The organism is Lentzea pudingi (genome assembly GCF_014646255.1).
GTDB classification, from domain to species: Bacteria; Actinomycetota; Actinomycetes; order Mycobacteriales; family Pseudonocardiaceae; genus Lentzea; species Lentzea pudingi.
Map to the genome: position 1 here is coordinate 461,390 of NZ_BMNC01000005.1, position 12,897 is coordinate 474,286.

Below are 12,897 nucleotides of genomic sequence, written 5' to 3' on the forward strand. Positions count from 1 at the left end.
CATGAAGCTTTCGCACACGTTCCTCTTCGTTCACGACCAGGACATCGCGCTGAAGTTCTACCGCGACGTCGTCGGCCTCGAAGTGCGCACGGACGTCACCATCGAGGACGGCTACCGCTGGCTCACCGTCGGCCCGTCCGAGCAACCGGACGTCGAGATCGGCCTGTCGCTCATCGGACCGCCCGTCCCGCCGACCGACCACGAGGCGCTGCACGCGTTGCTGGCCAAGGGGTCCCTGCAGGGCATCATCTTCGAGCTCGGCGACGTCGACGCGAAGTTCGAGCAGGTCCGCGCGGCCGGGGCCGAGGTGATGCAGGAGCCGATCGACCAGTTCTACGGCGTGCGCGACTGCGCGTTCCGCGACCCGTCCGGCAACATGATCCGCTTCTCGACGCCGCGCTCCCAGCCGTAAAACCGTTTTGCGCCTTGGCTTCGGCGTGGTTCAGTAGCGCCACCAAGCGTTCTCAGAGACAAGGCAGATGCCATGGGCAGCCCCGGACACACCGGGTGCCTTCGCAGTACCCGGTGACTCTCGCGTTCTGATTCTCGCGATCACCAGGAGTTCCACCTTGAGTTGGTACACCACTTTCTTCACCGATCTCGCCAACGGTTTCTGGCGCGGTGCGGTCCAGCCTTCGCAGACCTCCGCCGAGGTCGACTTCCTCGTCGGCCTCGACGCCGGGCCGCGCGTGCTCGACGCGCCGTGCGGCAGCGGCAGGCACAGCATCGAACTGGCCCGCCGCGGCTACGAGGTCACGGGCATCGACATCTCGGAGGAGGCCATCGCGCACGCACGTGCGCTGGCTCCCTCTCTCGACTGGCGGCAGGGCGACCTCGCGTCGCTGGGCTCGTTCGGCGTGACGGCCGACCTGGCCCTGTGCCTCGGCAACAGCTTCGGCTACCTCGACCACGCCGGCTCCCAGCGGTTCCTGCGCGAGCTGGCCGAGGTCGCGCCGGTGCTGGTCCTCGACTACGGCTGCACGGCCGAGTCGTTGCTGCCCTCGCTGCCGGGCGAGATCCGCATGTCGGCGGGCGGCGTAGAGATGGTCGCCGTCAACACCTACGACGTCGCCTCGGGGCGGCTGCTGATCGACTTCACGTTCTCGGACGGGGAGCGGACGCAGCGGTCGGCCTGCGTCCAGCACGTGTACACGGCGGCTGAGCTGACCCGGATGTTGAACGACGCCGGGTTCTCCTCGGTCTCGCTGTACGGCGACACCGACGGCGGTGCGTTCGAGGTCGGCAGCCACCGGTTGCTGGCGGTGGCGCGCCGCTGATCCGACAGGGGGCCGCAACGTCTCCGTTGCGGCCCCCTGTCATCGCTTCGTCAGCCCAGGTTGTTCGTGTCGAACGTGTTGCAGCGGGCGGGATCGCCCGTCTGCAACCCGGTCGTGAACCACTTCTTGCGCTGCTCCGAGCTGCCGTGGCTGAACTTGGTCGTGTCGACCTTCCCGCCGCCCAGCTCGCTCTGGATGAAGTCGTCACCGATGCGGCCCGCAGCGTCCAGGGCGGCGTCGACGTCCTCCTGGGTGATGTTCGAGATGAGGGGCTGGCCGTTGGCCGACGGGATGGTCGTCGCGGCCTTGCTCCAGGCCCCCGCGTAGCAGTCGGCCTGCAGTTCGAGGCGCACCGAACCCGAGGTGGGCCCGGTCTCCCTGCCCACCCGGTCGGAGGTGCCGAGCAGGTTCTGCACGTGGTGGCCGTACTCGTGGGCGAGCACGTAGGCCTCGACGAACGGCCCGCCGGTGGCGCCGAACTTGGTCCGCAACTCGTTGAAGAAGTCCAAGTCGATGTACACCTGGGAGTCCGCGGGGCAGTAGAACGGGCCGACCGCGGACGAGGCGTTGCCGCAGCGGGTGCTCACGCTGTTGCGGAAGAAGTTGGTCTTGGTGACCTGGTAGGTGTTGCCCGAGCGGGCGAACTGGTCGGTCCAGAAGCCCTGGATCGAGTTGATCGTGGCCAGGACCCTGCAGTCGCTGTCGCGGTTCGCGTCAGCGCCCGTCTTGCACTTGTCGAGCAGCTGACCGGACTCGACCTGGGTGTTGTTGCCCAGGCCCTCCAGCCCGCCCGCGGGCAGCTGGATGCCCGTGAACTGCTGGATCAGGAAGTAGATGATCAGGCCGACCACGCCGAGGCCACCACCGACGCCCGCGACCCTGCCGCCTGAGCCTCGTTGGTCCGAAACCTGAGAAGTGTCGAGTTCCGCGCCTTCGTTGAACTGCACCGCATCCTCCTGCCAAGGACCCCATGGGTGCCGCAAACGATAAAGCACGAAACATGCCTTGGTGCGGAGCCCGACGTCGGGGCACCGCACCAAGGCTTTCCCATGTGGAAGTGACGACTACGGCCCACGAAGGTTGGCGTGGCGCTCAGCCGGTGACGCCATGAGACGACACCGAAGCCGAGCTCAACAGCGTCGAAGTGCGCCGAGCGACGCCTGACGGCGCCTGGGCACCCGAAACCTCGTGTCCGTCGCTACGCAGTCGCGCTCGGACCGTTCACGTCCGATCCGCTCGCGGGGATGCGACAGACCGCGTTTCGCCACAGCGAGGAGATACCTGCACAGCACCACCTACCCCTTCTGGGCGTGGCCTCCGGGTGGTCTCGTTCATTCACCTTCCGGTTGCCAGCTCGTTATCGACTATGCGCTTGATCAGCCCATTTCTCAACACTTCACACCAAACCTGAATTGGTGAAGTCAGACGGGTGACCTGCGGAGATCGACAGTGCAGACAGCAATCGCCCGGCGAGAGAATCTCTCGCCGGGCGATTGTGAGAAATGATCAGGATTTGTTGATCAGGCCTTCGTGACGCGACGCGCACCGCGGCGGGCCATCACGCCCGCGGTCATCAGGCCGAGGCCCACCAGCAGGAACTCGAGCGGATCCGCGCCGGTCCGCGAGAGGTTCGGGATGACGGCCGAGGCGTGCTGCGAGGCCTTGTCACCGGTCTGCGGGGCGCCGGCGCCGGAGTCGTCGCCCGTGGTGCCGCTGCCGTTGTCGGCGTCCCCGTTGTCGCCGCCACCGGGGTTGCCGTTGCCGGGGTTCTGGTTGCCCGGGGTCTCGTTGCCCGGCTGCTCCGGGTTCTCACCGGGCTGCTCGGGGTTCTCACCCGGCTGCTCCGGCTGCTCGCCCGGCTGCTCGGGGGTGTCGGTCTTGCCGCAGTCGCCGCTCGCGGTGCCGAGCACGCCCGCGGCGGTGCCGCAGACGGTCACGGGCGCCTCGACGGTGCCGTTGGGCTCCTCCGGCTTGGTCTGGCCGCAGCTTCCGGTGCCACCACCGGCGATGCCGACCGAGTTGCCGCAGACCGTGGCGGGCGCGGAGACGAGGGCCTTGTCGGCCTGGACGCGCTCGGCGGGCTTCTCGTCGCACGTGGCGTCGCTGGTGCCCAGCACGTTGATCGCGTTGCCGCAGACCTTGACCGGGACGCTGACGAGGTTGCCGGCGCGGACCTCGTCGTCGACGTTCAGCGGCACCGGGACGGCCTGTGCCCAGCCGGCGGTCGCGATCATCAGGCCACCGGTGAGCAGAGCGGCGGACATGGTGCGGTTGAGGTTCTTGCGCATGACTGTTCTCCCTGGAAAGTGACGGATCCCCTGTGCTGAGTGCGGCACTGGTGGATCAGTCGGGAGAGAACGTCGGCTCTTCCACGTGCACGGCGCGCGGCACGTCTCGTTGCTCGGTGCTGATTTCCGAAGCTGTGGTGGTGGGCGGCCGCATCGCGTGCGGCAGCGTGCCCGCCGGGATCTGGGTGGTCGTGCTCGACCCCGCGCCGCTGCTCTGCGGGAGCGTGCCGGGGATCGGCTGCTCGGCCTGCGGTTGCGGCTTCGGCTGCTGAGGCGCCGGGTTCGTGGGCTCGGCCGTGAGCGGTGCCGGCTCGGGATGCGCGTACCCCTGTTGGGGCACCTCGACCCGTGTGGGTACTTCCGCTGCGGGAGCCGGTGTGGCCACGGGTACGACTTCGGGAGCCTCGACGCGCGGTTGCGGCTTCGGCGGGACCGGCTGCTCTCGTGGCGGCGGCGCGGTCTCGATCCTGATGCCGACGTCGACGACGGGGAGTTCGACCTCGATCTGGAGCTGGTCGAGCTCGACCCGGACGTCGGCGTTCGCCTGGCCCGCGCCGCCCAGCAGCCAGGCACCGGTCACCAGACCGGCGAGCAGCAGGAACCGACGCATCCACGACATCGGCCCTCACCCTAGATCAAATGGAGCAACGGGGCACACGAGAAAGGCCGTCCCGGCGACTTTCGTCACCGGGACGGCCTTCAGCCGCGGTCTGCGGCTACGGCAGCTGCGTGATGCGGTCGAGCGCCGGAGGCGCCTGGTTCGGGTGCGCCTCCAGGTAGGAGCGGAACGCGTCCAGGTCGATGCCGGCACCGGTGATGTTCGTGCCCTTGGTGAACTCGCTGAAGCCGTCACCACCGCCCTGCAGGAAGCTGTTGATCGTCACGCGGTAGCTCGCGTTCGGATCGAGCGGCACGCCGTTGAGCGTGACGTTCGAGACCTTGGAACCGAACGCGGCGCCCTTGGACCAGGTGTACTTCAGGCCGGACGACGGCTGGAGCACGAACTGCCGGGCGGCGGTGAACTGCTGCTCCAGCACGGCCTGGATGTTCGCGCCGGTCAGCGTGATCGTCTGCAGGATGTTGCCGAACGGCTGCACGGTGAACATCTCGCCGTAGGTGACCACGCCGTTGCCCTCGCCGACCGGCGAGGTGGCGTAGGTGAGGTCCGCGCGCACGCCACCGGGGTTCATCAGCGCGAGCACCGCACCGTTGCCCTTGGTGGCCTCGAGCTGCGAGTCGGCGATCAGGTTGCCGAGCGGGGACTCACCGGCGGGGTTCTGCGCCCGCAGGATGTCCGCGCCGATCGTGCCGACCTCCTCGTTCGCGATCGGGGCCGACTTGGTCTTGGCCAGGTCGATGATCGCCTGGACCGTCGGGTCCGGCGTGACCGTGCGGGTGACGATCTTGTTGTCGGCCTTGGTCTCGCCGCGGATCACGTCGCGCGTCCGGCGGTCGATCTTGAGGTCGACGACGCTGAGCTCACGACCGAAGGCCAGGCCCTCGATGAACGGGCGCGGGTTGCCGGCCGGGTCCTTGACCACGCAGTTGTAGTGCTGGTGGCTGTGGCCGGAGAAGACGGCGTCGATCTTCGGGCTCACCGACGTGGCGATGACGCTGCCGGGGTTGTTGGCGGCGACGTTGCACGCGTTGGGCCCGCCACCGGGCGAGGTGACCTGGTCACCCTGGTGCACGAGCAGCACGATCGACTTGATGCCGATGGCGTCGAGGAGGTTGGCGTACTTGTTGGCCGCCTTCACCTCGTCACCGAACTTGAGGTCCTTGATGCCGTTCGGGTCGACCAGGATCGGCACGTCCTTGAGCGGCATGCCGATGAAGCCGATCGGGATCCCGTCGCGGATCTCGACCCAGAACGGCGGCAGAGCCGGCAGCCCGTTCTTGGCCTGCGTGACGTTGGCACCGAGGATCGGGAAGTTCGCACCCTTGTACTTCTCGCTGAACTGGCACCCGTCCACGGGGTGACAGCCACCGCGCTGCATGCGCAGCAGCTCCTCGTAGCCCTCGTCGAACTCGTGGTTGCCGGCCGCGGTCGCGTCCATGCCGACCTTGTTGAGCACCTCGATCGTCGGCTCGTCGTGGAAGAGCGCGGACACGATCGGCGACGCACCGATCAGGTCACCCTGCCCGACGATGACGGAGTTCTTGACCTCCTTCTGGAGGTTCTTGATGTGCGTGGCGTTGAACGCGGCGCCACCAGCGTCGACGGTCGTGCCGTCCGGCAGGATGACGCGTCCGGAAGACCCGCTGGGCGGCTCGATGTTGCCGTGCAGGTCGTTGATGCCGATCAGGCGCACGTCAACCGTGCCCCGGCCGCGCAGTGACTGGACATCGGCCTGGGCAGGCCCGGTAGCGCTGATGACAGTGGCCGCGGCGGCGGTGATCGCCAGAACGGAAAGCCGTCTGAACGAACTCATGGATTGGAGCCTTTCCAAGGCGTGGTTAACGCGCGTGTACGGCCCGGGAGTCTGCCTTCCGGAGGCCCCGTTTTCCAGAGGAGCGACAGGATCGTCATCGTCAGGCTTAGTCTTGTTCGCGTGACACCAAGTGAGCAGGAGCCGCACTGGCTCGACGAGGGCGAGATGCGCGCATGGCGCACCTACGTGAACGGTTCCTCCATGCTCATGGACCGCCTGCACCGAGAGCTCCAGGACACCCACGGAGTGTCACTGGCGGACTACGAGATCCTCGTCCGCCTGTCGGAACAACCGAACCAGCGCATGCGCATGACCCAACTCGCCGAGGACGTCGCCTCCTCGAAGTCACGCGTCTCGCACCAGGTAGCCCGCATGGAGAAGGCCGGGCTCGTGTCGCGCCGGGAGTGCACAGAGGACGGACGCGGGGTGCTGGCCGAACTCACTGCTGCTGGGATGGCGCAGCTGGTCGCGGCCGCCCCCACACACCTGCGCGGGGTGCGCGAGCACATCGTCGACCTGCTGACCCCCGAGGAGGGCGAGGTGCTGGCCAAGGTGTTCGACCGGGTCATGACACACCTGCGGGAGTCGAACGGCTAGGCTTCGGGCCGACGCTCCTGGCGTCGTTGGAAGCGTGGCAGAGCGGCCGAATGCACCCGCCTTGAAAGCGGGAGACGGGCAACCGTCCGGGGGTTCAAATCCCTCCGCTTCCGCAGTTCAGAGGGGGTGTGACCGGCCGTTCAGGCTGGTCACACCCCCTCTGGTGTAGCAACGGGTGTAGCAACGACCTCAGCCCAGCTCGTCCGTGAGCCGCTTCAAAGCCTCCCGCTTGTCCTCAAGGGAGACGGCCGCGTAGATCATCATCGTCACCTCGATGTTTGAGTGACCGACGATGTCCCGGACGATGTGCGGCGGGACGCCGAGCCTGAGCAGCAGCGTCACGCACGAGTGCCGGATGTCGTGAAAGCGCACGTTGTCCAGGCCGGCGCGCTTCCGGATCGGGTACCAACTCGATCTCAGGTAGGTCGGATCGATCGGCCCGCCGAGGACCGTCGCGAAGATCAGCCCCGACTCCTCCCACCTGTCCCCTGCCGCTTCCGCTTCGTCGTCCTGGCCGTCCCAGTGATCGACCAGCGCCCAGGCGACGAGGAGCGGCAGCGGCATGACCCGCTCTGACCGGTCCGTCTTCGGCGGGACGAACACCAGCTTGGTTCCAACCCGCTGAAGCGTCTGACGGATCTGCAACGACGGCGCGTGCTGCTCCGCGCAGTCCTCACAGAACTCGTCCGCGTGTTCAGCGCACGGCTCGTCCCACTTGTCCCAGTCGATGTCCTTCCACCTCAGGCCGAGCAATTCGCCCCGCCGCATTCCGAGGTAGAGCGCCAGGACGTACAGCGCCTTCAGCCGATCTTTGTCTGCCGCCTTGAGAAGCGCCTTTGCCTGATCGGCCGTCAGGCCACGATTCACGTCGTACCGAGGTGACTTGACCTGAACGAGCCTGGCGACGTTCCTCGTGATCACTTCCTCCCTCATCGCGTGCGCCAACGCATTCCTCAGAACCGCGTGGATTTGCTGAATCGTCCGGTCGGACAACACCGCTTTGCAGCACTTCCCCTTGGCGCAACAACGCTGTGCGTCCTTCGGCCGGTTGGCATCGATCTTCTCCGCGCAGCACCGGCAGTCGTTCCGGAGCCGCGTGATGAAGGTGCGGACCTCCTGTGCCGTCAGCCGATGCAGCCTCTTCGTCCCGAGGTTGGGCACCAGGTGCCGCCTCACGACCACCCCGTACCCCTCGATCGTCCGAGGCCTCTTGGTGGCGGCCACTGTGGACATCCAGTACTTGAGGTAGCTCTCCAGCGTCCACGTCTCCGCAGCTACCGGGATGCCGGCATCGGAGTCCGCGATCTTCTTCCGAAGCTTCTTCCAGGCCTCCGACTCAGTGGTTGCCGAAACAGTGACGCGCTTGCGGTGCCCGGTCGTGGTGAGCACGTACGCCGCGCCGATCCACATCCCGTCCTTGCGCTGGTAGACAGAGCCCTCACCGTTGGACCGCTTGCCCCCGGCCATCACGCGGCCTCCGCGATCAGCCGAGACAGGTACGCCTGCACCGACGAGGCCGGAACCCGACGACTCCCACCGATCTTGACGGACACCAGCTCACCGGCCCTGATCAAGTCGAACACCTTCGTCCGCCCCACCCGAAGGGCCCGAGCGACTTCTTCAACGCGGTACGCGATTTCGTTCATGTCTTCCCCCTTGGTTGGTCAGGCCGCTGTTGCCGAAAGATCCGGCGGTTGCGCCGCGAGCAGCGCGCGGTCGTACTCGGCTTTCCACGTCACGCGTTGCGCGATGGCATGCATGAGCAGGTGAGCCCGTGGCGGCACGTTCGGATCACCAGGCCGGACCTTGTGCCAGACGAGCCGAGCAGGGTCCTTCTCCGGCTTCTCGATCCCGACGGCCTTGAGCGCCTGGACCACGAACCGCTTCCGATCGGCCTTGTGGTCCGCGAGCGTCTTCCCAGACCACTTGCGGGACACCAGAACCCGCCGCCCAGGCAATCCGAGCGTGGCTCTGCGGTGAGCCCGTCCCTTGCACCGTCCTGGGCTCAGGCGGGAGTTCGCGCCGCGAGGCTGGACGCCGTACAGGAGCCAGTTCGCGCACCGGTCCGAGCAGGGCGTGACGGCCAGCTCGTCCGCCAGACGGTCCGCATGCCGGCGTTGCCGTTCGGTGTCCTGCTCGACCACCTCACCGATGGACTTGGTGAGGTACTTCGTCAGGTAGCCGATGTGCCGACCAGCTTCCTCAGACCCGCCGAGGATGCCCTTCGAGTGCACCTGTCGCCCGAACTTCGCGACGTGCGCCGGTTCTTCGACCTCCGCGTCTTCCCAGGTGGTCAAGGCCCTTCGGGTGTCTGGATCAATGAACGCCTTGGCGTCGAAGTCCCAGGCCGGCAACCGGTCCACATAGACGCGTTCGTCATGGTTTGGCCACCACACCTGGTGATAGGTGGCCGCCGTGACCAGGCGAATCACCTCGTGAGGGATCGAACCGCGGAGTGCCGCGTGCAGGTGCGGAGCAGCCCGTTTCTGAGGCTCGACCGTGGCGAAGTACTGCACTTCCCACCCGACGACCCGCCGAAGGTTCTGCCACCACCGGTCAACAAGAGACGCGAAGTGGACAGCATCCCTTGCAGCACGGCGGTAGTCGTAGGTGTCCGGGTCAACGGGTGTGCCGTCGTCGAGCACCTTGCCGTAGGTGTCGAGCGTCAGCGTTACGAACATCGAAGGCCGGAAGGCTCCCGCGAACTCCCGCCCAACCGTCCGCTTCTCAACCCGACGCCGAGGCAGCTCCGGCGCATCCTGCCGACGCTTCGTCGAGCGCTTCACGGGCCGCTTGCCGGGGTCATCCGGCGAGGGCAGGCGACCACGGACGCCAAGTTGCCGAAGTTCTTCGTCGACGCTGTGGATCTCCTCCCGCAGCTCGTCCGCCTCCGCTGACCCGCCTTCCTCCTTGTAGGCCTTCATGAGGTCAGCTCGGTACTCGAGCAGCTCCATCTGGTCCTTTGTGGGCGGTTCCGGGGTGAAGTCAGGCTCAACATCCATGTGCCAGCCCTCGCGACACTGAGCCATCCGCAGGGCCTTGGCCTTCTTCGCACAGGGTTTGCAGACGCTCTCGATCGTCGAGCCGCACGGCACCGCGACGTACCGAACCTCGAAGGACTCGTGATCCTCGACTTCCATCGTGAACGGCCGGACGCACACCCCGTGCTGTTCAGCGGCAGCCTTGGTGACGTCAATCGCGGCAGGCTGCCTCATCCGCTCCGCACGGGTCTGGCCTGCAACATCGCCGGGAAACGTGGTGACGTTGGTGCTCATGCTGCCCTCCGCTCGCTGCTCGCCGGGAAGTCGTGAACAGTGGCCGGGGCGAAGTAGATGCCCAGCTCGACCAGGTCCGCGTCCGTGACATGGAAGGCCCGCGCCCTCTCCGGTTCGCGCTGCCCGTCCTCCTTGAGCCACGCGACACCAGGCGTGCTCTCGCTGATCTCATGAGCTGCCGCGCCACGTTGCCGAACGCCATCGCCCAAGACCATGTCCACCTGAATCGGCTCGTCCAGGCGCAGCGCCACCCGAGTGGTAAACAGATGCCGGAAGCTCACGACCTCCTTGCGCGGGTCCTGCACCAGCGCCACCGTGGCCACACCTGGAGCCCGCCCCTGCGAGCTGATCGTCTGGACAGCACGACCGGCACGTTCCCGGAGCTGCTTGTCCTGCTGGTAGGCGACAAGGTCCGCCAGCTCGTCGACCACCAGGACCGTGAACGGCTCACCGGCGTTGCGAGTCCACAGCCTCCGCACACCCCGGTACCGCGAAGCCCGAGCCTTGACCTCCGCCGCGATCTCTTCCAGCAGCTCAACGGCTTCCGGCCCGTTGTCATAGACAACCTTGTCGAAGGCGTCGGGACACTGGCCGAGTTCCATCCCGCCCTTGGGATCGATGCCGACGAGCCTCACCAGGCCGGCGCGAATGGCGGGGGCGAGCTGCCAGACGATCGACCAGAGCACCGAGCCCTTACCCGCGCCGGGGACGCCGACCACGAGGATCTGAGAGCCGAGCAGCTTCAACCGCCACGGCTTACCGGTCTCCGTCCGCCCCACGACCAGCTTCTTCAGGTCGACCTCCGCGGAATCCCCCAGCGGCGGAACTACCACAGGCCGAGCCAGCGGGTCAGCGTGGATGAAGTCGAGTTCGAGCAGCCGAGGCTTCAACACGCGCACCCGGCAGGACCGAGCGTTGAACAAGTGCGCCAGGTTGTCCCGGCGCGCTTCCCACTGCTCCGGAGATTGCGCCGGGATCATCCGTACCCGGACCTTGTCCCGCCAGCCCTCAGCCCGAACCCGTCGCAGCTGAGGCCGGTACTCCTTGCCTTTGTGTTCCTTGGCGAGGTCCGCCAGCCGCATGACTGTGCGCCACTTCGGCACGTAGACCGTGGCCCTCCGCCACTCAGTGACCGCGCGGTACCAGCAGTGCCGCAGAAACGACGGCTGGTGAAGCCCGAACCAGATCAGCAGCCCGGCAACAAGCGTGAGCAGCGCCAGCACGAGCGGCGAGAGCCCGAACTCCCGATAGGTCGCAAGCCCGGTGACGGCCAGGCCGGCCACGACCGGGTACCGCAGGAGAACGAGCATCAGGCGGACGCCCAGCCACACGGCGAACCCAGCCAGCACGAACGGTGCCGCAACAACCTTTGCCCACCGAGGAAGCCAGATCCACCAAGGGAAACGCGGCCGAGCGCCCTCGAACGGGGCCGGATCGACCCACTTCGTCCCGCTCATGCCGCACCGTCCAGGCACGAGACGCAGCGGAACACCATGCCCGTGCTCGGAATGAACCCCACGGGCTGGAACGCGCTCGACCCGTTGCCGCACAAGCGCTTGCACGTCAGGCACTCGAACCCTTCGGCCTGAGCCTGAGTGAGTTCGAGGCTGACCAGCCCGCCGCCGTCGACCATCACCGTGTAGGTGTCGACAGCCTGCAAACGCTCCACCATCGCGGCGAACCGGTCCTGTCGACTTGACGCACCCCAGGTACGCGCAGATACCCTATGCATGACTCGAATCTCCTTGTGTCCCAACAATTTCAGGGTCGTTCGAGTCGGTGTACGTCGCCGGGAACAGTCAAGGCCCGCCAAGACTTTGGACTGTTTCCGCGCGACACACACCAACGCTGTTTGTTCAGTTGTGGATCAGCTCTGACCGAGCTTCTTCGCGAGCGCCCTGCACCAGGAGCAGCGCGGCCGTTTCTCCGTCTTGCGGAACCACCCGCCGCCCAGACACCGCGAGCAGTTCCGGTACTCCATCCGAACCCGCCCGGTCACCGGGTGCTTCGCGGTCAGGTTCATGCGGTACATCAACCGAGCCAGCAGGCGAGGCCTCACCGGCACCACCGCCTAACGCGGCTAGATGTGCGGAAGCCCGCAGCAGCACCGGCCACAGTCACACCGGCAGGCGTCGAGGACCGGGCCGAACCCCAACGCCTTGCGCACCGACAACCCGAGCGGCACCGCCATTACGTGCAGCACCTCGAAGTTCGCCCGGATCAGCCACCGCGACGACCGCAGCCCGTCTGGCGAGACCCAGTACCGCCAGGGCCGTTCCTGCTCTGGCCAGAACGGCACCCGTTGCACCAGCCCGCAGCGGCGCAACCGCTCCATCCGCCTGTAGACGGTCGCCAGCGGTTGCCGAAGAAACTCGGCCAGCTTCGGCACGGTCCACAAGCTCCACGGATCGTCGAGCAGGGCCACCAGCATCAGCTGAACCTGCACGTCGTCCGCGAACTCACCGAGCATCACGTCAGACAGTTGAAGTTCGTCGAGCATGGCTAACCCCACTCAGTCAGCGGACCAGGGGTGTTGCCGACCCAGCCAGCACCCTTGGACGGTTCGAGCACCGCAGCCAACAGGCCGGCGTGCTGCGACAGCGTCCGCAGGAACGCCGCCAACTGCTCCCGACCTTCAGGCCCGTCCGGCACGTGGATAGCGATCTGCGCCGGATCGAGGTTCAGCCGCAGGCAATGTTCCGCAGCGGCCGAGTCGGGCCACGCCACGATGTCTGCCGATGCCGCAGGACCAGGCGAGATCATGAGCTTCAACATCACGACTCCTCCCCAGAACGGGACTGTTCAAGCCGCGCACGGCGCTCGAACTCCTCAGCAGCGATGGAGCAGGCGTGACGCGCCCACAGCGGCACCGCCAGATCAGCGGCCAAGATCCGCCACGCCTCCGCCACCGCGGAGTAGCCCAGAGCCAGACGAAGAAGTGCCTGCTTGTCGCCCGTACGGGACGCCGCAAACAGGGCCGCCGTCTGCTCCGCATACGCGGTGTTCCACCGGGCGACCGCCTCACGCG

Annotated in this window: 15 protein-coding genes and 1 tRNA gene; 4 read left to right on the plus strand and 12 right to left on the minus strand. The window is 67.0% G+C overall.

Translation table 11 applies throughout. From position 1 onward, the window contains the following. Position 1 precedes the first annotated feature (1 nt). The gene (locus tag IEY88_RS21050) at positions 2 to 412 is read left to right on the plus strand and encodes a VOC family protein (RefSeq protein ID WP_189156481.1); all 411 of its coding nucleotides are present in this window, start codon (positions 2 to 4) and stop codon (positions 410 to 412) included. Between the two features lie 157 nt (positions 413 to 569). Further along, the gene (locus tag IEY88_RS21055) at positions 570 to 1,277 is read left to right on the plus strand and encodes a class I SAM-dependent methyltransferase (protein ID WP_229693589.1); all 708 of its coding nucleotides are present in this window, start codon (positions 570 to 572) and stop codon (positions 1,275 to 1,277) included. Positions 1,278 to 1,327: 50 nt separating this feature from the next. On the opposite strand, the gene ypfJ is transcribed toward IEY88_RS21055, so the two are convergent. The 4 genes from ypfJ to IEY88_RS21075 form a co-directional block, all read right to left on the minus strand. Further along, the gene (ypfJ, locus tag IEY88_RS21060; RefSeq protein WP_189156482.1) at positions 1,328 to 2,224 is read right to left on the minus strand and encodes a KPN_02809 family neutral zinc metallopeptidase; all 897 of its coding nucleotides are present in this window, start codon (positions 2,222 to 2,224) and stop codon (positions 1,328 to 1,330) included. Between the two features lie 573 nt (positions 2,225 to 2,797). Beyond that, positions 2,798 to 3,565 (minus strand): chaplin family protein, encoded by a 768-nt coding sequence (locus tag IEY88_RS21065; protein ID WP_189156483.1) that lies wholly within the window; start codon positions 3,563 to 3,565, stop codon positions 2,798 to 2,800. 55 nt (positions 3,566 to 3,620) lie between these two features. Then, a complete protein-coding gene (locus IEY88_RS21070; protein WP_189156484.1) occupies positions 3,621 to 4,184 on the minus strand; it encodes a hypothetical protein in 564 nt (187 codons plus the stop codon). Between the two features lie 97 nt (positions 4,185 to 4,281). Continuing rightward, on the minus strand, positions 4,282 to 5,997 hold the full coding sequence (locus tag IEY88_RS21075; RefSeq protein ID WP_189156485.1) for a bifunctional metallophosphatase/5'-nucleotidase: 1,716 nt from the start codon (positions 5,995 to 5,997) through the stop codon (positions 4,282 to 4,284). Positions 5,998 to 6,162: 165 nt separating this feature from the next. On the opposite strand from IEY88_RS21075, the gene IEY88_RS21080 reads away from it, so the two are divergent. Both IEY88_RS21080 and IEY88_RS21085 read left to right on the plus strand, forming a co-directional pair. After that, complete coding sequence (locus tag IEY88_RS21080) at positions 6,163 to 6,594, plus strand: MarR family winged helix-turn-helix transcriptional regulator (RefSeq protein ID WP_189156662.1); 432 nt, start codon at positions 6,163 to 6,165, stop codon at positions 6,592 to 6,594. 28 nt (positions 6,595 to 6,622) lie between these two features. Next, positions 6,623 to 6,707, plus strand: a tRNA-Ser gene (locus tag IEY88_RS21085). 76 nt (positions 6,708 to 6,783) lie between these two features. Here IEY88_RS21085 and IEY88_RS21090 read toward each other — a convergent pair. From IEY88_RS21090 to IEY88_RS21125, 8 genes are all read right to left on the minus strand, one after another. After that, the gene (locus IEY88_RS21090; RefSeq protein ID WP_229693590.1) at positions 6,784 to 7,983 is read right to left on the minus strand and encodes a tyrosine-type recombinase/integrase; all 1,200 of its coding nucleotides are present in this window, start codon (positions 7,981 to 7,983) and stop codon (positions 6,784 to 6,786) included. 77 nt (positions 7,984 to 8,060) lie between these two features. Then, positions 8,061 to 8,240 (minus strand): helix-turn-helix domain-containing protein, encoded by a 180-nt coding sequence (locus IEY88_RS21095; protein WP_189156487.1) that lies wholly within the window; start codon positions 8,238 to 8,240, stop codon positions 8,061 to 8,063. An 18-nt stretch (positions 8,241 to 8,258) separates the two neighbouring features. After that, the gene (locus IEY88_RS21100) at positions 8,259 to 9,869 is read right to left on the minus strand and encodes a replication initiator (protein WP_189156488.1); all 1,611 of its coding nucleotides are present in this window, start codon (positions 9,867 to 9,869) and stop codon (positions 8,259 to 8,261) included. After that, positions 9,866 to 11,218 carry an FtsK/SpoIIIE domain-containing protein gene (locus tag IEY88_RS21105; RefSeq protein WP_308426003.1) on the minus strand — a complete coding sequence of 451 codons (1,353 nt, stop codon included), beginning with the start codon at positions 11,216 to 11,218 and terminating at the stop codon, positions 9,866 to 9,868. Before IEY88_RS21105 ends, IEY88_RS21100 begins: the two co-directional genes overlap by 4 nt. 104 nt (positions 11,219 to 11,322) lie before the next feature. After that, positions 11,323 to 11,529 carry a hypothetical protein gene (locus IEY88_RS21110; RefSeq protein ID WP_189156490.1) on the minus strand — a complete coding sequence of 69 codons (207 nt, stop codon included), beginning with the start codon at positions 11,527 to 11,529 and terminating at the stop codon, positions 11,323 to 11,325. 207 nt (positions 11,530 to 11,736) lie between these two features. Further along, positions 11,737 to 11,928 (minus strand): hypothetical protein, encoded by a 192-nt coding sequence (locus IEY88_RS21115; protein ID WP_189156491.1) that lies wholly within the window; start codon positions 11,926 to 11,928, stop codon positions 11,737 to 11,739. A 21-nt stretch (positions 11,929 to 11,949) separates the two neighbouring features. Then, a complete protein-coding gene (locus tag IEY88_RS21120) occupies positions 11,950 to 12,369 on the minus strand; it encodes a helix-turn-helix domain-containing protein (RefSeq protein WP_189156492.1) in 420 nt (139 codons plus the stop codon). Positions 12,370 to 12,371: 2 nt separating this feature from the next. Beyond that, complete coding sequence (locus tag IEY88_RS21125; RefSeq protein WP_189156493.1) at positions 12,372 to 12,644, minus strand: hypothetical protein; 273 nt, start codon at positions 12,642 to 12,644, stop codon at positions 12,372 to 12,374. Positions 12,645 to 12,897: the final 253 nt, after the last annotated feature.